The sequence below is a fragment of the Staphylococcus microti genome, assembly GCF_000934465.1.
In the GTDB taxonomy this organism is placed as follows: Bacteria; Bacillota; Bacilli; order Staphylococcales; family Staphylococcaceae; genus Staphylococcus; species Staphylococcus microti.
This window is the reverse complement of the sequence record NZ_JXWY01000031.1, coordinates 93,696-115,194: the sequence shown is the minus strand read 5'-3', so window position 1 is coordinate 115,194 and position 21,499 is coordinate 93,696. Positions and strand designations below refer to the sequence as shown.

General features: G+C 38.0%; 23 protein-coding genes and 2 pseudogenes. 17 read left to right on the top strand and 8 right to left on the bottom strand.

Features of this window, described 5'->3' with window-relative positions; genetic code table 11:
* Positions 1-420: 420 nt before the first annotated feature.
* Positions 421-513, bottom strand: a pseudogene (locus tag TP70_RS12685) (hypothetical protein); the annotation flags it as partial.
* On the opposite strand from TP70_RS12685, the gene TP70_RS04385 reads away from it, so the two are divergent.
* Together TP70_RS04385 and TP70_RS04380 are read left to right on the top strand one after the other, a co-directional pair.
* A complete protein-coding gene (locus TP70_RS04385) occupies positions 503-1,453 on the top strand; it encodes a PTS sugar transporter subunit IIC (protein ID WP_338091873.1) in 951 nt (316 codons plus the stop codon). The pseudogene TP70_RS12685 and the gene TP70_RS04385 sit on opposite strands and share 11 nt — an antisense overlap.
* Before the next feature lie 104 nt (positions 1,454-1,557).
* Positions 1,558-2,484: a lactate/malate family dehydrogenase gene (locus TP70_RS04380; protein WP_044359709.1), complete on the top strand. Its 927-nt coding sequence runs from the start codon at positions 1,558-1,560 to the stop codon at positions 2,482-2,484.
* Between the two features lie 59 nt (positions 2,485-2,543).
* Here the strand turns inward: TP70_RS04380 and TP70_RS04375 are convergent, their stop codons facing one another.
* Positions 2,544-3,020, bottom strand: a complete 477-nt coding sequence (locus tag TP70_RS04375) for a thioesterase family protein (RefSeq protein ID WP_044359707.1) — start codon at positions 3,018-3,020, stop codon at positions 2,544-2,546.
* Between the two features lie 126 nt (positions 3,021-3,146).
* Here TP70_RS04375 and TP70_RS04370 point away from each other — a divergent pair, with 126 nt between their 5' ends.
* Entirely contained in the window at positions 3,147-4,367 is a 1,221-nt protein-coding gene (locus TP70_RS04370) for a GTP-binding protein (protein ID WP_044359705.1), read from the top strand.
* Positions 4,368-4,465: 98 nt separating this feature from the next.
* On the opposite strand, the gene gltS is transcribed toward TP70_RS04370, so the two are convergent.
* A complete protein-coding gene (gene gltS / locus TP70_RS04365) occupies positions 4,466-5,674 on the bottom strand; it encodes a sodium/glutamate symporter (protein ID WP_044359703.1) in 1,209 nt (402 codons plus the stop codon).
* 212 nt (positions 5,675-5,886) lie between these two features.
* Complete coding sequence (locus tag TP70_RS04360) at positions 5,887-6,741, bottom strand: AraC family transcriptional regulator (RefSeq protein WP_044359702.1); 855 nt, start codon at positions 6,739-6,741, stop codon at positions 5,887-5,889.
* Positions 6,742-6,884: 143 nt separating this feature from the next.
* On the opposite strand from TP70_RS04360, the gene TP70_RS04355 reads away from it, so the two are divergent.
* The 4 genes from TP70_RS04355 to TP70_RS04340 all read left to right on the top strand — a co-directional run bounded on the left by TP70_RS04355 (position 6,885) and on the right by TP70_RS04340 (position 9,423).
* Positions 6,885-7,604 carry a glycoside hydrolase family 2 protein gene (locus TP70_RS04355; RefSeq protein ID WP_044359701.1) on the top strand — a complete coding sequence of 240 codons (720 nt, stop codon included), beginning with the start codon at positions 6,885-6,887 and terminating at the stop codon, positions 7,602-7,604.
* 129 nt (positions 7,605-7,733) lie between these two features.
* Entirely contained in the window at positions 7,734-8,054 is a 321-nt protein-coding gene (locus TP70_RS04350; protein ID WP_044359700.1) for a PadR family transcriptional regulator, read from the top strand.
* Entirely contained in the window at positions 8,051-8,611 is a 561-nt protein-coding gene (locus TP70_RS04345) for an HAAS signaling domain-containing protein (RefSeq protein WP_044359699.1), read from the top strand. The genes TP70_RS04350 and TP70_RS04345 overlap by 4 nt, the downstream gene beginning before the upstream one ends.
* A complete protein-coding gene (locus tag TP70_RS04340; RefSeq protein ID WP_044359698.1) occupies positions 8,608-9,423 on the top strand; it encodes a DUF4097 family beta strand repeat-containing protein in 816 nt (271 codons plus the stop codon). The genes TP70_RS04345 and TP70_RS04340 overlap by 4 nt, the downstream gene beginning before the upstream one ends.
* A gap of 53 nt (positions 9,424-9,476) precedes the next feature.
* Here the strand turns inward: TP70_RS04340 and TP70_RS04335 are convergent.
* A pseudogene (locus TP70_RS04335) lies at positions 9,477-10,083 on the bottom strand (DNA-3-methyladenine glycosylase).
* Between the two features lie 345 nt (positions 10,084-10,428).
* Here TP70_RS04335 and TP70_RS04330 point away from each other — a divergent pair.
* The 6 genes from TP70_RS04330 to TP70_RS04305 all read left to right on the top strand — a co-directional run bounded on the left by TP70_RS04330 (position 10,429) and on the right by TP70_RS04305 (position 14,812).
* Entirely contained in the window at positions 10,429-11,187 is a 759-nt protein-coding gene (locus TP70_RS04330; protein ID WP_052502874.1) for a DUF805 domain-containing protein, read from the top strand.
* Positions 11,188-11,355: 168 nt separating this feature from the next.
* Complete coding sequence (locus TP70_RS04325; RefSeq protein ID WP_044359697.1) at positions 11,356-11,556, top strand: helix-turn-helix transcriptional regulator; 201 nt, start codon at positions 11,356-11,358, stop codon at positions 11,554-11,556.
* Between the two features lies 1 nt (position 11,557).
* Positions 11,558-12,067: a hypothetical protein gene (locus TP70_RS11790; protein ID WP_052502873.1), complete on the top strand. Its 510-nt coding sequence runs from the start codon at positions 11,558-11,560 to the stop codon at positions 12,065-12,067.
* Entirely contained in the window at positions 12,057-12,575 is a 519-nt protein-coding gene (locus TP70_RS04315; RefSeq protein WP_044359695.1) for a DUF6773 family protein, read from the top strand. Before TP70_RS11790 ends, TP70_RS04315 begins: the two co-directional genes overlap by 11 nt.
* 94 nt (positions 12,576-12,669) lie before the next feature.
* Positions 12,670-13,569: an ABC transporter ATP-binding protein gene (locus TP70_RS04310; RefSeq protein ID WP_044359693.1), complete on the top strand. Its 900-nt coding sequence runs from the start codon at positions 12,670-12,672 to the stop codon at positions 13,567-13,569.
* Positions 13,562-14,812, top strand: coding sequence for an ABC transporter permease (locus TP70_RS04305; RefSeq protein ID WP_044359691.1), 1,251 nt, complete (start codon positions 13,562-13,564; stop codon positions 14,810-14,812). The genes TP70_RS04310 and TP70_RS04305 overlap by 8 nt, the downstream gene beginning before the upstream one ends.
* Before the next feature lie 180 nt (positions 14,813-14,992).
* On the opposite strand, the gene TP70_RS04300 is transcribed toward TP70_RS04305, so the two are convergent.
* Together TP70_RS04300 and TP70_RS04295 are read right to left on the bottom strand one after the other, a co-directional pair.
* Positions 14,993-16,204 (bottom strand): LysM peptidoglycan-binding domain-containing protein, encoded by a 1,212-nt coding sequence (locus TP70_RS04300; protein ID WP_044359690.1) that lies wholly within the window; start codon positions 16,202-16,204, stop codon positions 14,993-14,995.
* A 120-nt stretch (positions 16,205-16,324) separates the two neighbouring features.
* On the bottom strand, positions 16,325-17,206 hold the full coding sequence (locus tag TP70_RS04295; protein ID WP_044359688.1) for a helix-turn-helix transcriptional regulator: 882 nt from the start codon (positions 17,204-17,206) through the stop codon (positions 16,325-16,327).
* A gap of 492 nt (positions 17,207-17,698) precedes the next feature.
* On the opposite strand from TP70_RS04295, the gene TP70_RS04290 reads away from it, so the two are divergent.
* From TP70_RS04290 to rpiA, 4 genes are read left to right on the top strand one after another with little or no spacing between them, the layout of a single operon-like run.
* Complete coding sequence (locus tag TP70_RS04290) at positions 17,699-18,031, top strand: YnfA family protein (protein WP_411914107.1); 333 nt, start codon at positions 17,699-17,701, stop codon at positions 18,029-18,031.
* Positions 18,032-18,056: 25 nt separating this feature from the next.
* The gene (locus tag TP70_RS04285; RefSeq protein ID WP_044359686.1) at positions 18,057-19,064 is read left to right on the top strand and encodes an aldose epimerase family protein; all 1,008 of its coding nucleotides are present in this window, start codon (positions 18,057-18,059) and stop codon (positions 19,062-19,064) included.
* Positions 19,065-19,123: 59 nt separating this feature from the next.
* Positions 19,124-19,324 carry a helix-turn-helix transcriptional regulator gene (locus TP70_RS04280; RefSeq protein WP_044359684.1) on the top strand — a complete coding sequence of 67 codons (201 nt, stop codon included), beginning with the start codon at positions 19,124-19,126 and terminating at the stop codon, positions 19,322-19,324.
* Positions 19,325-19,375: 51 nt separating this feature from the next.
* Entirely contained in the window at positions 19,376-20,059 is a 684-nt protein-coding gene (gene rpiA, locus TP70_RS04275; RefSeq protein ID WP_044359683.1) for a ribose 5-phosphate isomerase A, read from the top strand.
* A gap of 40 nt (positions 20,060-20,099) precedes the next feature.
* Here the strand turns inward: rpiA and sdpC are convergent, their stop codons facing one another.
* Positions 20,100-21,083, bottom strand: a complete 984-nt coding sequence (sdpC, locus tag TP70_RS04270) for a peptidoglycan release complex CPBP-like subunit SdpC (protein WP_044359682.1) — start codon at positions 21,081-21,083, stop codon at positions 20,100-20,102.
* Between the last annotated feature and the right edge of the window lie 416 nt (positions 21,084-21,499).

Genomic DNA, 21,499 nt, shown 5'->3' with positions numbered 1-21,499 from the left:
TACAGGCTCACATTGCCTTAACTCCTCCTATGACACCATCATAGTGGGAGTTAATTATTTAGTTAATGGTCTTTTTTTTAAGTGTCCTTGACATGGGGTCCACTTTAATTACGAGTATCTGATGACCTCTTTTTTTGATGCAGTGAAGTGATGAGATATATTCCAATTATATATTGAAAAATTCTAAAAATTCGCGTGCAATTAAATAATTTTTTTAGTAGAATGGTTGTTATACAAAAATTTAAGCGCGATACAGATTAGCAGTAAAAAGGTTGTCAAAGGACGTTTTCGCTATAATCAATGAACGCTATTCCTTAAATGATTCAGCTTTTTGAAGAAAGTATGAGGCATCCGTTTATCGCCAATGAAAGATGTTTCAGGCTTATCCTATCATTTACTAATACTTAAAAGGAGCGATTTCATGGATTTATTGGTAGGTACGTTATTTTTAATCTTAGTTTTAGTGATCTTTACGTTATTTACTTACAAAGCACCGAATGGCATGCGTGCGATGGGGGCATTAGCAAACGCAGCGATTGCGACGTTTTTAGTGGAAGCTTTTAACAAATACGTCGGTGGCGAAGTGTTAGGCATTCCATTTTTAGGCGAACTGGGCGATGCTGCAGGCGGCTTAGGCGGTGTTGCTGCAGCAGGGTTAACAGCACTTGCGATTGGCGTGTCACCCGTTTATGCACTTGTAATTGCGGCAGCTTGCGGTGGTATGGACTTATTACCTGGTTTCTTTGCAGGTTACATTATCGGCTACTTAATGAAATATACGGAAAAATATGTGCCAGACGGTGTGGATTTAATCGGGGCGGTGATTGTCGTTGCACCATTGGCACGTCTGATTGCAGCTGGACTCACACCAGTTGTCAATAACACACTGTTGAAAATTGGGGATATTATTCAAAGCTCAACAGATACAAATCCGATTGTTATGGGGATTATTCTTGGTGGCATTATTACAGTTGTAGGTACAGCCCCATTAAGTTCTATGGCATTAACGGCATTGCTTGGTTTAACAGGCGTCCCTATGGCTATTGGTGCGATGGCAGCATTTAGTTCGGCATTTATGAACGGTGCATTATTCCATCGCTTACGTCTAGGTGATCGTAAAGCGACCATTTCAGTGAGTATTGAACCATTATCACAAGCAGACATTGTGTCAGCAAACCCGATTCCAATCTATTTAACAAACTTTGTAGGCGGTGCAGCTGCAGGACTTGTTATCGCACTGTCAGGTTTAATCAATGACGCGACAGGTACGGCGACACCGATTGCTGGGTTCCTTGTTATGTTTGGCTTTAACGACTGGCTAACAGTTGTATTATATGGTGTTGCTATGGCGGTCATTGGCTTGATTTCTGGCTTATTAGGTGCCGTTGTCTTTAAAAATTATCCGATTGTGACGAAACAAGAAATGATTGCACGTGGTGCGGCAGACGCATAATACTGTAAAAACCGATTGAGTGGCTCAGTCGGTTTTTTGCACAATAAAGGCTTGCGCTTGTGAAGTATATTGCTATAGTTAATAAGTAAAAGGGGATGGTAACAATGAAACTAGGATTAATTGGTATCGGTAAAGTAGGGAGTCAAATTTTAACGGATGTTCAATATTTAAATTTGTTTTCTGACATTGTGGTTGTTGATACAAATGAAAAATTAGCACGTGGAGAAGTGTTAGATCATCAACATGCACAAGGCTTAACATCAACAAGCCATATTCGTATTGTGAGTGGAGATTATACTGATTTAGTCGATGCTGATGTCATTGTCGTAACAGCAAGTATCGCAACAGATCCGAACATGCCAGATCGCACAGCGCTAACGAAAGGGAATGTTGGTGTTGTGACAGATGTCATGAACCGTATTAATGCGGTGACACAGCAACCGTTGATTGTATTCGTGTCTAACCCAGTAGATACGATGACGTATATCGCAACGCAAGTGAATGATTATCCGAACGAAAAAATTATGGGGACGGGAACGTTGTTAGAAAGTGCACGTTTTAGAACGTTGATTGCGCACCATTATGATATTGATCCAAAAAGTGTAGAAGCTTTTGTGATTGGCGAGCATGGACAGCATGCAGTACCTGTCTGGAGTAAAATGACGATTGCAGGCATGCCGTTAGATGAATTTGAAACATTATCTCAAAAAGCAGCGATTGATCGAGAGGCAATCACGCAACAAGTGGATAAAGTTTCTTTTGATGTTTTCCACGATAAAGGCTGGACGAATGTAGCCATTGCGAAGACGACAGTGGAATTAGTGAAACGACTTGTATTCAATGAAAAAGCGATCTTACCGTTAACGTCTATTACAGCAGATGGTAGTTTAGCAGTAAGCTTACCAACGTTAGTCACGCGTCAAGGTGTCAACCACGTGTTTAACATTACATTGGATGCAGCAGAACGCGACCAATTTGAACAAGCAAAAGCATATATTCAACAAACGATTGATACACATTTTAAAAAATAAAAATTCAAAAACACCGTATGTTATAGGCGATCCGTCGCTTACGTCATACGGTGTTTCGTTTATTTATGAGGAATTCCAATGCGGTGCCCCAATTGCGATGGCCATTGTTGCGTGCCTTGAGATGTGTAATAGTGTGTAAGTTGTGCATAAACATCTTCCGGGTAAGGGGCAGAACGACGTGTATTACGGTCAATTCCCATCATCATCGTTTCAGCTGTGGCACATAACGTATTTGTTTCAGTATCAAATAACTGCATAAAAAAGTGTGTACGTTTCTCATCGTAGTCATAAATAGATACTTTCACATCAATTGTATGACCTTGTTCTAATTCTCGAATATACGTAATATGTGTTTCAAGTGTAAAAACGGTATAGTGACGTGCATCACGTTCTTCCGTCGTTAATCCAATTTGGTCGTGAAAGTGATCAATCGCAAGACTAAACACACGTGCATATTCAGCATCATTCATATGTCCGTTGCGATCAATCCACGCCGAATCAACGCATGTGCTGTCAATGAAAGGATAGTTAAGCATAGGCATCGCTCCTTATAAAACAAGTTACCTCAAATATAGCATAAAACATTAAAGGTTGCGTAAAGACAAGACAGTGTTATATACTTTAAAACGTAATGATTACGATTTAAAAAGGTGGGGCTATCATTGAGTAATAAAAAAGTACCAGTCACGGTGTTGAGTGGTTATTTAGGTTCGGGTAAAACAACGTTATTAAATCACATATTAAATCACATATTAAATCATCGTGAAGGCAAACGTATTGCCGTCATTGTGAATGATATGAGTGAAGTGAATATTGATAAAGACTTAATTGCAGACGGCGGCGGCTTATCACGTACGGATGAAAAATTAGTGGAATTATCGAATGGCTGTATTTGTTGTACGTTGCGTGAAGATTTATTGCGAGAAGTGAAAGCCATTGCGGAACGTGGCGGTATTGATCAAATTGTGATTGAATCTACGGGTATTTCAGAGCCAGTGCCGGTTGCACAGACGTTTTCATATATTGATGAAGAAATTGGTATTGACCTAACAGAACTATGTAAACTTGATACGATGGTCACAGTCGTTGATGCACATCGTTTTATGAGAGATTACCAATCTGAAGACTTATTGTTAGACAGAGATCAAGCAGTAGGCGAAGAAGATGAACGAACGATTGCTGATTTATTGATCGATCAAATTGAATTTTGTGATGTATTGGTGCTAAACAAAGCGGACTTAGTGACAGAAGAAGAAATGAATCAATTGCAAGCGATGTTAAGAAAGTTACAACCATCTGCGAAAATTATTAAAACTGTCAAAGGACAAGTAGACTTGGATGAAGTTTTAAATACAGGACTGTTTGATTTTGATAAAGCGAGTCAGTCTGCGGGATGGCTACAAGAGTTAGAAGCGGGCGGTCATGAAACGCATACGCCAGAAACGGAAGAATATGGCATTTCATCATTTGTGTATAAGCGACGCTTACCATTCCATGCGAAACGTTTCAATGATTGGTTAGAAAATATGCCTAAAAGTATTGTGCGTGCGAAAGGTATTGCATGGCTTGCACAATATAACGAAGTGGCCTGTCTTGTATCGCAAGCGGGAAGCGTTGTAGACATTCATCCTGTGACGTATTGGGTTGCGGCGATGCCTAAAGCAGAACGTGGCGCAATTCTTCAAGAACGTGAAGATGTACGTGAAGATTGGGATCCAGAATATGGCGACCGTCAAACACAGCTTGTGATTATTGGGATTGATTTAGATGCAGATCAAATGACACGTGAATTAGATGAATGTTTAGTCAAAGCGAATGAAATCGATGCAGATTGGTCACAGTTAGAAGACCCTTATGGGTGGCAAATTCGACGTCAAGTATAGGCAATATAAAAGTGGGATGACATGAGTTGTCCTGCTTTTTTTGCATGAAAAAACACGGTGCGCACTCTATACGCGACACCGTGTTTTGTTGATAGTTGCTATCTAAAAGTTTCAATGAATAGTGTAATGATTGGTACACCGAGTAAGTCGACAAGGAAGGCACCAACAATTGGTACAACCAAGTAGGCACGCGGTGAGTTACCAAACTTTTTCGTAATGGTATCTAAGTTTGCCATCGCGTTCGGTGTTGCCCCAAGTCCGTGACCGATGAAACCACCAATCATAACGGCTGCGTCATAGTCTTTACCGAGCAAGCGGAAGACGACGAAGATTGAGAATAATGATACGAAAATAATTTGGAAAAAGACGATTACAACAAGCGGTAATGCAAGGTTGTAAATTTCTGTCAATTGAATACTCATCAAAGCGATTGATAAGAACACACTCAATGAGATATCACCAATTTGGTTCGTTAATTTTAAGTCGATAATATCTAAGTTGAATATCTCTGATACGTTACGAATAATAACGGCAACAAACATTGATGCCACATAGAGTGGAATGTTGAAGCCAGTTGCTGCACTAAATTGTTCGCCAAGATACGTACCTAAAGCCATACAGAACAAGATAATACCCATTTGAATAAAGAAAACTTCATTTAATGTGAAGTGTTTATGTAGACGTTTGTTCATATCAATTTGAGAATAATCTTTTTGAACGACATCTGCTTCGTTAGGCGCCAAGTCATATCTTTTAATTAGGAAACGTACGATAGGCCCCCCTAATAGACCACCGGCTACAAGTCCTAATGTTGCGGCAGCAAGTGCGGCTGCAACTGCTGAATCGACACCGTAATCTTGAATTGTTTGACCATATGCCGCTGCGTTTCCGTGTCCACCTTCCATAGACATCGCACCAGCTGTTAAGCCAAGGAGTGGATCAATATTCAGTAACTTTGCTGCAGACACACCGATGACGTTCTGGAATGTCGCGAGGACACCACAAAGTACCCAGTAAACAATCAGAACTTTACCACCCATTTTTAATAACTTGAATGATGCCCCGAGCCCGATTGTTGTAAAGAATGCTAACATAAAAAAGTCTTGGAAAAATTTACCATCTAATTTAATTGTTACGACACCTGTTGAAGCTAAAATAGCTGAGATAATCGCAAAAATTAAACCACCAATAACAGGTGCTGGAATGCTCAAGCGATTGAAAATCTCAACTTTGTTAATGATTGCTTGTCCAATGATTAATACAAGACAAGCGAGAAACAATGTCGCAATACTGTTAATTTCGATCATACTATCGTTCCCCCTTAGTTGTTAAATGAGAAAAGGCTTACAACTTCACATTATATAATTATACTTTTTATCGCATAAAAAAGCTATATTAAAATGAATATTTGTTACATGTGTGTAATTTGTTTATTTGATTTAAAACGCTTATTTTAACTTAAACCAATGATGATAAAATACAAAAAATATTACGTGGGATAATGCCTAAATCTTATTTCTTACGTATTTTCTATCATAAGGTGCGCACTATCTTGATGTTTATGGCGGTAAGTCGTCGCATTGATGCCAAAAAACTTTTTAAATGCTTTGGAGAACATTAAAGGTTCTTTGTAACCAACACGCATGGCAATTTCTTGGCTTTGCAACGATGTTTCTTTGAGTAACTTTGCCGCTTGAAACATACGTAGTTGCATTAAGTAACTTTGCGGTGACTGGTCTAAATTGCGTTTGAACATCTTGTAGAGATAGCTTCTACTCATATTGACGTGTCGTGCAACTTGTTCAATCGTAATAGGCTCCATATAAGATCGATTCATAAAGCGTATCGCTTCACGTACATTGGAATACATTTCGTTTTCTTGTTGTTGAAACGGCTTGGGTGCGGTTTGGTATAACGTGTAAAGTAAGTCGAATAAATCACGCATATGTTGGATATCATCTGCACTTTCGACCGTATAGTCTCTCGCTGTGTGACACATCTGTTCAACGAGATGAGAGACAGCTGTCGTATCCCAATTTTGAATAACTGGTGTATCGATCAGTTGTGTTCGTGATAAATAATCAATCGCAAGCTGACCGCTGAAGCCGACCCAATAATAAATCCACGGATCCTCTAGTGAAGATTGATAATGGACGTGCATACCACGACGTAATAAAAACAAGTCGCCTGCTTGTAAATGATGTGTGATGCCATCATATGTAAAAGTACCACTACCAGACATCACAACGTGTAATACGGCAGACTTACTCACTTCATATTGATAGCCGGTGTTCGGTGTACCAATTTCTATGCCACATTCGTCAATATTGGCATCAATATGACGCTTTTTAAATTTTTTCCATAACAATTGCATGTGAAATACCATCCTGTTAAATGCATAATACGGCAACATTTTAGCATATTTTGTCATGATAATTGAATATATCTTTTAATAGTTTTGTGCTAAATTTCTAAAGTAAAAAAATTAATTAAATTTATTAATCAGGAGAGAAATAAATGATTGCAACAACTTTGACAGTAACAAAAGATAAAGTGAAAGGAGCGGAGATGAGAAAAGCATACGAGATACCTTATAGTAGTCATCATGAGTACTTTCATTGCACATCAATTGAACAGTTACATGCGATCACAACGTTATGTGATTATTGGATTGTCGATAATAAGCGTTTCAACAATACGTTTGTATATACAAAGTATTTTAAAATAAATGATTATGATGCAAGTAAAGATTATTTTTTAGACACACAGTCATTTAATACATCAGCCATATGCTTGATTAATGGAAGCATGCTTAATATGTCAGAACGATTATGTGATATGACGCGCTTTATACATCATGGAGAGAATACGCTCGTTGTCATGATTCCGTCTGATAACCATTCAGAAAATACGCTATTAGCGCTTGAAAGAATGTTGATTGTTGAACGGGCGAATGATCGTATTAGTCGCTTTGATGTAACAACAAACTATGATGAAGTGACGAACTATCTCCATATTAAATTGCGTATTACTGATATTGAAGGCGCCCCGATGCCAAGCTACACATTAGTAGACACGCATGGTAATCCACTTATTTCTGGCATGATTTCTTTAGATGATGTGAATCACATTGATTACCCTCTTTTTACGAATACTTCTCTTCAAGACAGTCATTATCGCTTATTTATTGATACAGATGATGAGACGCTTGTACACACGTTGAATATTGCCTTTTAATTTTCCATTTTGTAACGTCAAAAAAATATTGTATAGTACCTTGTAATGTTTAGTACTGGGTGCTATACTATATTTGAAATAGCTACTATGTATTGATTAGTACTAGTCAATACACACAGGGGTGAAGATATGAATGTACAGTTTAAAAAGGGTGCATTAGAGATGATTGTTTTGCTCATCATTAAACGCGAGCCACAATATGGTTATTCTCTTGTTCAAAATATTTCAAGACATATGTCTATTGCAGAAGGTACGGTATACCCTATTTTGAGACGATTGGTCAAGGAAGGTTTTTTATCGACGTATTACCAACCGTCGACGGAAGGACCTGCACGTAAATACTACCAAATGACAGATGAAGGGCATGCACGTTTAACAGAATTACGTATGCAGTGGGAGGATTTTGCTGGTATCGTATCAGTGTTTATTAAGGAGAGTGAGTTATCGTGACGAAACGAGAATATTTAAATACGTTATATTACCATCTAAAATATATTCCAGAACAAGAAAAACAAGACATCGTAGCAGAATACGACAATCATTTTATTGAAGGCATGCGAGATGGTAAAACGGAAGAAGAAATTATCGCGACACTTGGCGATCCGAAAGCCATTGCGAAAGAGCTTGTGGCAGATTCGACTGTTAGCCAAGTGGAAGAAACGAAAAGCGCACGCAATATGCTGGCAGCTGTCTTATCAGTAATCGGCTTAAGCTTTCTAAATTTGGTCATTGTTTTAGGGCCGCTATTAACAGTGTTAGGTATTTTATTAGGGATTGGGATTGCAAGTATTGTGATGATTGGTACGCCTTTAATTTTACTGTGGGTACACTTCTTCTATGACAGTATTCAACTTGTGACATCTGATTGGTATGCATCATTCGGCTACCTCGGTATTGGATTAATGCTGTATGTTTTATGTTTCTATTTAACAAAGTGGACGTTTATTTTGCTCGTGAAATATTTGAAATTCAACATTAAACTTGTGAAAAGGAGTGCAAATGTATGAGAAAATTCAATGTTATTGTATTAGTCATAGGATTGGTAGTGACGCTGATCGGTATGACGGGTGCTTTCTATTACTCAAAAATTGATAATAAATATGCAGAACAAACGGTTAAAATATCTCGTACATTTGACGCTGAACGTATTAAAAATGTTGAACTGGATTTACGTAATGCCAAGCTACACATTGTTGCAGGGGATACATTTAAATTAGAAGGTAAAACCGATGGTAAGCAACCTAAAGTGACGACACAAGATGGCACATTGAAATTGCAGTTAGAAGGTGAGGAGAATGCACAAATGACTGTGAATGTAAATCCATTTCATGATAAGACGTATACGCTATATACATTGACCGTGCCTCGCTCAGAAATGTCTCGCTTTCATTTGAAGAGTGATTGGAGCTATGTCGATATTGCTGGCGTTAGTATTAAAGAGATGGCAGTGCAATTGCAAAAAGGTGCATTTTCATTGGAAAACAGCCAAATAGGTACTTTGGACGGTCGTATGGAATATGGTGCATTTGATGTCAGTGATACACGCTTAGATAAAGTGGCAATGACGGTTCGTAAAGGGGGAGCAACCTTTGATAATGTACCAGCTGATATTCCAATGACACTCGATAATCAATACGGTACAATAGATGTTTCGTTTTTAAGCCCGCTTCAAAACATCAGCATTACGACAAGCAACCAAAATGGCCTTGTTGATTTAGAAGATTTAACGCACTATGACAGTATTAAGCAGCAGGAAACAGAACTAGACAAAGTGATCGATATTAAGAATAACAAAGGAACTGTTACGTTAGACGACTAAAACTAACCCATGAAGGAAGAAAGTATGCCTTCATGGGTTTTCTAACGCCATATTCACCGCCAAGTATCATCAGGATGTTGGCAATCACGGACACGCATATGAGAGACGAAAGGATTGCCTTTGACGCTAAAACGTAAAGGTGCCTTCGTCCATTTGCCTTTATTTGGAATGCCGATACGTGGGCTTGCGATAATTTCTCGTGGGTGTTTACGATGATGTGTATCTATTTTGACGTCCCTCATTCAGACGTGTGCCATCAATTGTACGCGGTATATTCATAGCTGTCGTCAGCTTTCCTGGGCCATTTGTCACGTCATAGCCCCCTTTACCACGATTGCGAATCATGGCGTCTAGCCCGTCTTCTGGTTCAATTGCCCGAATGAGTACCCCTTCAGGAATGCCTTCTCGTTGTGTGACAAAGTTGATTAGTAAGTACCGATGCATCATATGTCCGTAAATGGTACCCCCTTCACAATAAAGAGAATTGACACGCGGTGTATGTCTCCCTTGATAACTATGTGCGGCTTGATCAATGGTGCCAAGGTAGGCTTCTGTTTCAACGATATAGCCAGAATATGTACGTTCAGGTGCTTCATAAATCAATTTCACACCGAGCAACGATTGTGCAATATCTGTCGTAGGACGTGTTATAAAATCCATAAGTAACTCCTTTGTATAGTAGAATTAATTTTATTTTAGCAAAAAAGCGGGAAGAACATAGTGTTGCTACTTGTGTTATGTATTATGTGCGGAGACTTATCTGTATACGGCAGTAGATGTCTGAAGTGAAATGTTTTGGGAGCCCCACAGCAATATTAGGTATTTGTATTGATTTCGTCGTAGTCTCGCTTTCAAACATATGTGACACAGCACGGTTGTAAGAATAGCATGTGTAGGCATTCGCTGATGTGTTCACGCGGATTCTCTATACTGGATATTCATGATTTTTTATCGCACAAAGTATGGTAAAATTTGATGTGAAGAAAGTAATGAAGGAGGAAATACATGATGTATGAATTTCCACAAGTAGGTTTTGTAGAAGCGTTCAAACTGTTTTGGTTGAACTATGTTAACTTTAAAGGGCGTAGTCGTCGTAGTGAATATTGGTGGGTGATGTTGTGGCATGTGATTATTGCTTCCGCTACAGGCATTGTTTCTATTATTATGATTTTTATTCCGATTGTAGGTCCGTTTATCGCGATTATTCTGTGGCTGTTACTCATTGTTTATAGTTTGGCAGCATTTATTCCGAACTTAGCATTGTTAGTTCGTCGTTTTCATGATCGTAACATGACAATGTTTTTGCCGATTTTCAGCGTTGTACTTTCAGTGTTATATAATTTCGTGTATTTTATGGCACTGATCACGTCAGGTGACTTCATGTCCACGGGTCATTTGAATAGCGCAAATGCGTCTTATGAAGTAGAACCTTCAGGCTGGCTGTATGCTTCGCTTGTATTGTTATTTGTAATCATAATTATAGAAATTATTAACTTTATTATTACAGTGTTAGACAGTCATAAAACAGCTAATAAATATGGGCCGTCACCAAAATATACACAACAAGCAGGTCCGCCGCATCAATTTTATGCACAGCCACAACCAACGATGCACCAAGAAGGACCAACACAAAGTCATTCATCAGTTCCTAGAGATACACAGACGCAAGATAATCAACCAACACATGATGATACACAGTTAACGGATTTGGATGATCTTGAAAGAGGTAATAGAAAACCACAAGATGATCCGTATAAATATTAATAGCCATTAAGGCATAAGAGTAGGTTTATAAAACTGTAACGGTTTTGACCTACTCTTTTTTGTTGTATGTGTGTCGGGTATATTTGACATAAAGCTTAGGTGTCATGTATATTTGACATAAGGTAATGTAGTGATGTTTTTCATAGCAGTGAACATGGGAGGATAGCGATGACACAAGTGAATAAAGTAAAAGTATATCGTGTCGCAAAAGGCGTGTCGCAGTTGGAACTTGCTCGACGTGTTGGGGTGTCGCGTCAAACGATTAATATGATTGAAAATGATAAATATAACCCTACGTTAAATTTATGTATACGTATTGCACAAACGTTAGATGTCACATTAAACGACTTATTCTGGGGGGAGGGATAATATGCGTCATTCTGTATATAAGAGATTTACAGGTTTAGATCAAGCGCCTGATGAGTACCAAAAGGGGAAAATAGATGAAACATTAGCATTAATGTGCATTATCGGTATGATAGGGTTACTCGCATTAACACTTTTATCTTGGCGGATTGATTTTGAGTCCGAACAACTATCTGTATTTTCTGTCGGTGCACCTATTTTATTGTGTGTGATCGGTGCACGTTCTATCACGTTGTCTCGTGACTATTCATCACATAAGTTTTATGTTGAAACCGAAGAAGCGGCACGTCAATTACGCCGTAAGTTGACACGTAAATATGCTGCATGGATGTTATTGTTCTATGTGTATTTTATTCTTGTTATCAATGTTTTGGCACCACTATTAAGTGGCAAAGGTATTTATTGGTATTGGTCAGAAACACTCAATATGTTGATAATCTTCATTCCATGTATTTTCTTAGTGTCAGTGAGAAAACAAGTTCAAGTCAGAAAGGATGACAATGATGGGGACTAAACAAGAATTATTTAACACATTTAATGGGGAAAGTGTAAAAGATGAGTTTGAAATTCAACATTCAAGAGAAATTCTTGCTGGCAATTTTGTCTGGTTTTTCTGGGGATTGATCATCTTACTAAATCTTTCTATGTGGCCCAAAATATTCTTCCAACAAAATTTCACGATTGAAGCGTTAGGACTACTGCTCTTTTTAGGCTTAACTATTACGATAGAAGTACGTTTGAAAAAATATCGGGCTGCACAAATAGAAGTGGATGATCCACAAAGTTATAAAAATATGTGCAAAAAATTACGCCATACTAGTGTTTACTTCGGATTAGCTATGATGGCGACGATGACGGTTGTGAATATCTTGTTATATTTCGCATTTTCTGTTGATCAAGCATTCTATGAATACCTTATAAGAAATAGTGCCATTACATTTGTATTTGCGGTAATAAGTGGGTTTGTGATTTATTTCTATAGTAAAAAGAAATTAGATCGAACGTATCAAGATGAGGACTAGATTGAAAAATTAATTAGCCAATTTGACAAATAAGTTTGTCAAATTGGCTAGTATCATATATAATGAAGTCAAACAGATAAATGGGGGTAGCGATATGACTTTAAGGATTGAGCACGTGTCAAAAAAGTTCCAAGATTTTACAGCGGTAGATGACATCAATCTGACGTTGGAAAAAGGGAAAATGCTAGGTTTCCTTGGACGTAACGGTGCAGGGAAGACAACGAGCTTTCGTATGATCTTAGGTTTGACGGAACCGACAGCAGGACGTATTACATATAATGGCAAACCGATAACATCGGATATGTACGACATCATCGGTTATTTACCTGAAGAGCGTGGTTTACATGCCAAGCTCACAGTGAATGAAGAATTGACGTATCTTGCCACGCTAAAAGGCATGAAACCAAAAGCGACTAAGACAGCGATTGATGCATGGCTGAAGCGCTTTGAAATTACTGAGAACAAAGATAAGAAGATAGAGTCGCTTTCTAAAGGGAATCAGCAAAAAATTCAATTGTTAGCGAGTATTTTACATGAACCGGAACTGCTTATTTTAGATGAACCATTTAGTGGTTTGGATCCAGTCAATGTTGAATTGTTGAAATCGGCAGTTAAAGAGTTGAATGCCAATGGTTCAACTATTATTTTTAGTTCGCATCGTATGGAACATGTAGAAGAACTGTGTGATGATATTTGTATTTTGAATGCGGGCAAAATGGTTGAGCAAGGTTCAATCCAAGAGGTTAAAGAATCATTTGGTTATAAGCGTGTTGCGATTGAAGCGGATTATGACCTGTCTGAATTAACAGCATTGCCAGGTGTTGTAAAACATGAACAACAAGGTGCAACAATGATATTTACAATTGAAGATGAATCGGTAGTACCAACGTTATTTGAACAAATTCAGCAAAAAGGGTTTGTACGCCGTTTCCAAGTATTAGAACCGACAATTAATGAAATTTTTATTCAAAAGGTAGGTGAGCAACATGTCTAAATTTTGGGCGACATTTCGATTAACATATGGCAAGAAAATTAAAGCGAAGACCTTTATAATCACAACAATTATTATGATATTAGTTATTCTAGGTGCTGCGAATATGGATAAAATCGTGAAATTGTTCGATGGCGGTGATGACACAAAACAGGTTGCGATTGTGACAAATAATAACGCGTTGTATGACACGATTAAAGCGCAAGGCGAAGCGATCGATAAAGACACGAAGTTTGAGCATTTAACGAAAGCTAAAGCAGAAAAAGCACTGAAAAATGACAGTGTTGATTATATTGTGGAAGTCACACAAAATGAGCAAAAGCAGTTGCAAGGGACGTTAGTGGATACGAAGCAAGTATCTGAAGGCGATAAAGCGAAATGGCAAGCGACTTTATCACAAATACAGAAGTCTATGATTGCACAAGATTTAGATTTATCACCGACTGAATTACAACAACTACAAGCAGATAGTCAAGTGACAGATAAAGTCATGAATGGCACAAGTAAAGGTACAAGTCATGTATCAGCAATGGAAGACGTTGTAGCAAGTGTAATGGTATCCATCGGTAACGTCTTAATGTTTTTCATCGTTATCAACTATGCGAACCAAGTCGCTATGGAAGTGGCTACGGAAAAAACATCGCGTGTGTCTGAGATGATTATTACAAGTGTGAAGCCAACGGTGCATGTTTTATCAAAAGTGTTAAGTGTGATTGCCGTTGCTTTTACACAGTTAGTGATTTTTGCGATAGCGGGCATTGCAAGTTATTACGCTTTCGATTTACAAGAAACACTTGGGAAAATCGACTTTGAATGGACGCCACATTTAATGCGTTTATTACTATTCGGTATCGCATTTGTTGTGCTGAGTGTCATTGCGTATGTTATTTTAGCAACGATATTAGGTAATTTGACTGCACGTATAGAAGATATATCACAAACATTGATGCCTTTAACGGTATTGATGCTTGCAGGCTTTTATGCAGGTTTCTTTGGCACAATGAATCCAGAACATACCATTGTACGTGTTTTAAGTTATGTGCCGTTCTTCTCACCGTTTGTGACATTTACAAGATTGTCACTTGAAAGTACACCGACGATGGAAGGATTAATTGCTGTAGGTATCCATATTGTCTTGGTTGTTGTCTTAGTATGGGTTGCAGCAAAAACTTATAAAAATGCGGTATTAACATTTGAAAAAGGTCTTGTTGCCTCATTGAAACGCGCTTTTCAAAAAGAACATTAAACTGAATGATATAAAAGAGAGGCACCCCATAACGCTGGACAGTATGCGTTATGGGGTGTTTCGTGGTGTGAAAGAACGGGATGAGGTTGGGACAAAATTGTTTATCGGTTTCCCGAAGTACAATTATCTATCCCCAGTCTCATATGCCGCTGGATATTATATTGGATAAATGATTAAAAATTAGTCTACTTTTCTTTGACGACCGAATAGGTAAGCACCTAATGCTAAGCTTAAGCCACCTGCAACTGTTGTACCGAATAAGTCAGTGCTATCTTGTGCACCAGTTTCTGGTAAAGCTTGTACTTTATTTGAAGCAGCTGCATCTTTTGCTACTGCAAGTTTTTGACCAGGAACGATTGTGCTATCAGGAGTCATGTTGTTTTGAGCAGCAATCGCATCAACAGTTGTGCCACATTCAGCAGCGATTTTTGCTAAAGAGTCGCCTTCTTTAACAACATATGAACCGTCTTTACCAGTCATGTCTTTTTTAGGTTCATCTTTTTTAACTGTTTCATCTTTAGCCATGCCAGTGTCATCTTTTTTCACTTCATCTTTGCCAGTAGCTGGTTTTTCATCTTCTTTCTTAACTTCGTCTTCTACAGCTTTACCAGCGTCACTAGGATTGCCTTCAATGATTGAAACAAGGTGATCAATACGATCATTTGTTAAGTTAGGATACTTATTGATGATAGAAGCAGCCTCAGCAACGTTACCCGCTTGATCAGGATTGCCTTCAATGATTGCCACAAGACGATCAATACGTTCAGGTGTTAAGTTAGGGAACTTAGTAATAACAGATGTCGCCTCAGTTACGTCTTTTGCTTTATCAGGGTTACCCTCAATCACGTTAACAAGTGAGTCGATACGCTCAGGTGTTAAGTTAGGGAATTTAGTGATTTGAGAAGCAGCCTCAGTTACGTCCTTCGCTTTATCAGGGTTACCCTCAATCACGTTAACAAGTGAGTCGATACGCTCAGGTGTTAAGTTAGGGAATTGCGTAATTTCAGAAGCAGCATCAGCTACGTCCTTCGCTTTATCAGGATTACCTTCAATTGTATTTACAAGGCTGTCAATACGGTCATTTGATAAGTTAGGGAATTGCGTAATTTCAGATGCCGCATTTGCAACGTCCTCAGCTTTATCAGGATTGCCTTCAATTGTGTTTAAAAGACTATCAATACGGTCATTTGATAAGTTTGGTAAATTTGAGATTTGAGATTCAGCATCTTGTTGCGCAGCTTCATCTTCAATTGTTACTTCATGATTAGCTGTTGGTTCATATTGAGATTCTTCTGCTGAAGCCACATTACCTAAAAGAAGTGATGAAGCAATTAAGCATGATCCTACACCTACTGAAAGTTTTCTAATACCAAAGTGATTTTTCTTTTCCATTTCGTAAACCCTCCATAAATATCATTAATATGAAAATTGTTGATGCTGTGTAACTTGAAATTTATAAGATTACTATTGCCCAATCCCCTCCCTTTTCAATTGAAGCCGTGTTATGGCTATTTAATCAATCAAGTAAGTGTTCAACATAGTTAAGAGTTTCTCTTTGAGTTTATCAACCAAGCTTTTAGGTCCAATTAATTTAATTTCCGAAGAATATGTCATACATAAATTTAATGCCTCATTTTCAGACATACTGAAGTTGATGATATAGTTATCTGCATCTTGTTCAACGGAATTAACATCATAGTACTGCTTTAAGTGTTGGAACATATCTTTTCCCATTTTTAAAGTGACTTTGTTGCTATGTGGTGTTGTTTGTGTGTAAGCATCTACTATTTTGATATCTTTAATTTGATTAATTGGAATGGTATGTTCCGCCTTTTCATATAAATAAAAAAGCATTAATGTTTCATTCTGTAGCTTGATTTGCGTAGGCAATACAGAAAGAACGTTATACTTTATTGTTGTGAGTTGAACTTTATTGGCTTGATTGATTGCATTTTGTAATTCAAGGAGTTGTGAATGCGTAATCTCATATTTCTCGCTTTTAATTTGATTGATTAAACTAAATAGGTATGCTTTATCTTGTATGAAAAATTCTAGAACGATAGATTTTAAAAAGTGAATTGTGTTGAGCCAAACTGGGACATTTGAAACGATAAGCAACAAGAGCAGTGATTCAAATTCATGCTTTTTGTTACCCATGTTTGATTTTTTAGGAATGCGATATTCCTGTGTAATGTAATCAAACTTAATATCTTGCTTATCTAAAAACTCTTCGCTTTCATAGAAGTAATTTCGTATTTCACGAATATCCCTTTTAACGGTTCTTTCACTAACGTCGAATTCTTCAGACAATTGTGTTTTGTTAATACTTTGGTTGCGTATTAACCTTGTGTAGATACTTAACAAACGTGTTGAACGACTCAAGGCTTCACCCACTCTCCTATTAATATTGTATGAAAGAGGAGGGACAATTATGTAGCCAACGAAAAAATGGTTTCATATTTTTTAACGATGAAATTCAATTTAAATTATTTTTTATTTGAATGAAGGACAAAATATGACCTTGAAGTTGATGCAAGGGTAAAAGCTAACGATTAAATAAGGGAAATGAGATATAAATGAATTGGAAAAGAAAGCGCTGTATCGCCTCACATATGATAGGTGCTGTGTTAGGTTATCGATACGGTGGTAATAGCGATCTGAAGTGTTCGAGAAACGGCAATTTCGGTAGAACTCCCCCTATGAATAGGCTTTTCATATTGGGCAGCTATTTAACATGATAAATGGGGTTCTTGTTCTGCTCAAATGCGAAATGTTTTTGTCTGACGTCTCATTTTACTTTTTTATTCACGATTTTTTGCAGTGTTTCAGGATATTCCAAACAAAAAGAAACTGATATAATAGAGTTAAAGAATATGAGGTGATGGAATGTCTATTGTATATGCAACAGTGATATTCGTGCTAGCGGGTTTATGTGAAATCGGTGGTGGTTACCTCATATGGTTATGGCTGCGCGCAGATCAACCGATGTGGCTTGGTTTCTTGGGGGGCATTGCATTAATACTGTACGGTATCGTTGCAACGCTGCAAACTTTTCCAACTTTCGGTCGTGTCTATGCAGCATATGGTGGGGTGTTTATTGTTATGAGCTTACTATGGGCTTATTGGATAGACAAAGAACCACCAGATAAGTTTGACATCATTGGCGCTATTATTTGCGTAGTGGGTGTGCTAGTGATGGTTTTGCCATCGAGGGGTTGAGGAGCGAAAAGGAGTACGAGGCTGAATGCACGTTATTATTGAGCAACAAACCAATGGGATTGAATTGATTAAGATCAGTTCAAAGCAAGGCAAAATTGTTTTTACAAACTATGGGGCAAGTATTATTAGCTGGAAAGTGGATGACAACAATGTTGTACTTGGAAATGCAGTGGAGGCGGACGAGTTTTACCCGACACATCCATTCTTCTTTGGTGCGGCAGTTGGACGTTATGCAGGACGCATTGCCAATGGACAGTTTTCGTTAAATGGACAAACGTATCGAGTAGAACAAAATGATGCACCACACCATTTGCATGGGGGACGCAATGGTATGTGGCAACGTCTTTTTGACTATGAAGTTGTAGAGTGTGAAGAACAAGTACAAGTTATTTTCACTACACAACTAGACAGTTCGGAAGATGATTTCCCGGGTAATATTGCAGTGAAAATTGTTTATACGTATGATGTGACGAATACGTGGACGATTGAGTATTTTGCTGAATCTACAGAAGATACGCTTTTCAACCCGACGAATCATGTATATTTCAACTTAAACCGTGATAACAAAGTGGTGGATAATCATGAAATTGCCAGTGACAAGTTGTATATGTTTCCGTTAGATGAGACGGGAATGCCTGCGTCGGAAGTGATAGATTTAGGTCATATTTTTGGCGCGCAATCAGTGACTTTAGAGACATTATTTACATCAACAGAGCCAACGTTAGCACAACAAGTTGCCAAAGTCGGTGGACTGGATCATCCATTTGAAGTGCAAGAGGGTGCATTGACAGTATCCAATCATGATTACGCGTTACGTGTAAAAACGGATATGCCACAAATAGTGTTGTATACATTTAATACACCTAATGTTTGGGAACATCAAATGAATATTTATAAACCACATTCAGGTATTACGATTGAAACACAAAGCTTACCCAACGATATTAATGTGTTTGGCGATAAAGCGGCGTCTATTTTGCGAGCGAATACACCGTTTTACTCTAAAACATCGTATCAGCTTATCGTGAAGTAAGTTGTGGTTAGTTATATCGTTTGATAGAGTATGATATGAGAGTGAAAGAGGGGACGTTAATGCGCAATCGACTGAAAGAATTGAGGGCAAGAGATGGCTATAATCAGACACAACTTGCGAAAAAAGCGGGTGTTTCTCGACAAACTATCTCATTAATTGAGCGTAATGTATTTGTGCCGTCTGTTGTAACAGCTATGAAAATTGCGCGTATTTTTAATGAGCCCGTTGAAAGTATTTTTATTTTTGAAGCAGATGAGTGAGTGTGCGTCGTTTAGGATGTGCTGAGAAATGGATTCATAAAGGAGGACGACATGGATACGAAACAATTGAAGTTGATGACATTAGATGAAGCGGTGTCACGCATTGAAGATGGTATGGTGCTAGGTATTGGGACTGGGAGTACAATAGAATTACTTGTGCCAGAGATTGGTAAGCTTGTGAATGATAAAGGCTATAACATCACAGGCGTCTGCACATCGAAACGTACAGAAGCGCAGGCGACGGCATTAAATATTCCGGTAATACATGTGAATGATGCAACACATATCGACTTAGCGATTGATGGTGCGGACGAAATTGATCCGCAGTTGAACCTGATTAAAGGCGGCGGTGCGGCGTTATTCCGTGAAAAGGTCATTGACGAGATGGCAGCACAGTTTGTAGTTTTAGCAGATGAGACCAAGCTTGTGGATTATTTAGGTCAAACATTCAAACTGCCAGTAGAAGTAGATTGTTTCAATTGGCGTCTCGTGATGAGACATATTGATGCGCACATTGAAGGCGAAGTAACACGTCGTATGAATGGCGAAGCACCACTTATAACAGACAATGGTAACTACATTTTAGATGTGCATTTAACAACCAAGACAGATCCATACGAACTGCATGAATTTTTGATTCATTTGACAGGTGTTTTGGAAACAGGCTATTTCTTAGATATTGCAACGGAAGCCATTGTTGGGACACAACAAGGTGTCAAAGTATTAACGAAATAACAAAAAAGGTATGTTCAGCGCGAACATACCTTTTTTACAATTATCGACGAATCTTGTTATTGATTGGTTGATTATCGACTGAATCTACTTTAGTCGATACAGGTTCTGACGTCTCTGCAGATGTTTCAGTCGTAGATACTTCAGCTGTTTCGTCTGTTGTAGCAAGTGTATCGTTGGATGTGTCTGTTGTTTTAGCCTCTGTATCTTCAGATTCTGCAACGATTGTTGCCTTATTTTGACGTTTGTGACGGAAAAAGTTGATGATACTGAAAAGTACACCGAGTGTCACAACGACAACTGCAACAGCTGCTGTTGAGAAAGCGAGCACTTTCATAGAGAAGACGTCACCAAGTTCTTCACTAAAGAAAAATACTTTAGCGAACGTCATTGTTGCATGGAATAATGTCACGATGTAAATCGCACGACCACCTGTGCCCCGGATTAATTCCCCGATGATCATAGAAAAGGCGAATACGTAGATAGCACTATACATCGTGTAAGGCATACCAAATGCAGTATTGATATCCCAAATTAAATATAAAAAGCTTACAAGCACATTGGCAAAGAAGTGCGGCATTTTAGATTCCACAAGGTTTAATAAGTATAAACGGAATCCAAATTCGATAAAAAATGCCATGAGTAGATGTCCAATTAAAATTGTCCAAATTGTCTCAGATAAGTCATTCGCTTGTAATAAAATGAAGCTATCTGCATATGTATTGAACATGTACATGCCGCCGATGAAAATCACCATAGGGATGATTAGCGCGAGTAATAAGCGTTCAATGACTTTTAAATTTATTGTGAGCTTGAGACCTGATAGCTGTTCACGCTTATGTTTAAAAACAAGTAAGCATACCACTGCAGCGATAAACGGTCCTAAGCTATTGAGCATAAAGACAAAAGGTTTGAGACCGGAAGCTTTTTGGAAATCTTGTAAAATCAAAGGGCTTGCATAAGCGAGCACGAAAAATATAAAAATAGACATTGCCCACTGGAAGCCTGATATACGCGATTGTTTCATATTTCATCCTCCGTTGAAAGGTTCATTAGTATTGATAAAATGGGTCATGATGTTAAGTAATGTTAAGGTTCAAAGCGGAATCATCACAATCAATGGTCGAAAATTTGGAAGCTATTATGTAGTTGCTAACTGTTACTTCAATTCGTACCATATTTCAGCATGTCCCGATAATAATCTATGCACCATTATAACCATAACAATACAAGAAATAAATTGTTTCGGAATATTTATCATCTAATTGTAATGAAATGGTATTCCTGCTGATATACAAAATCGCACAGTAAATAAAAAAGCAGTGTGAAATCTATACAAAATTCTATAAATCTCATACCTCCTAGAATCATTGAAACAATACATGTGGTAAATCGTTATAACAACTATTTATGAAAGCGTTTGAAATAATGAGATAGAGACAC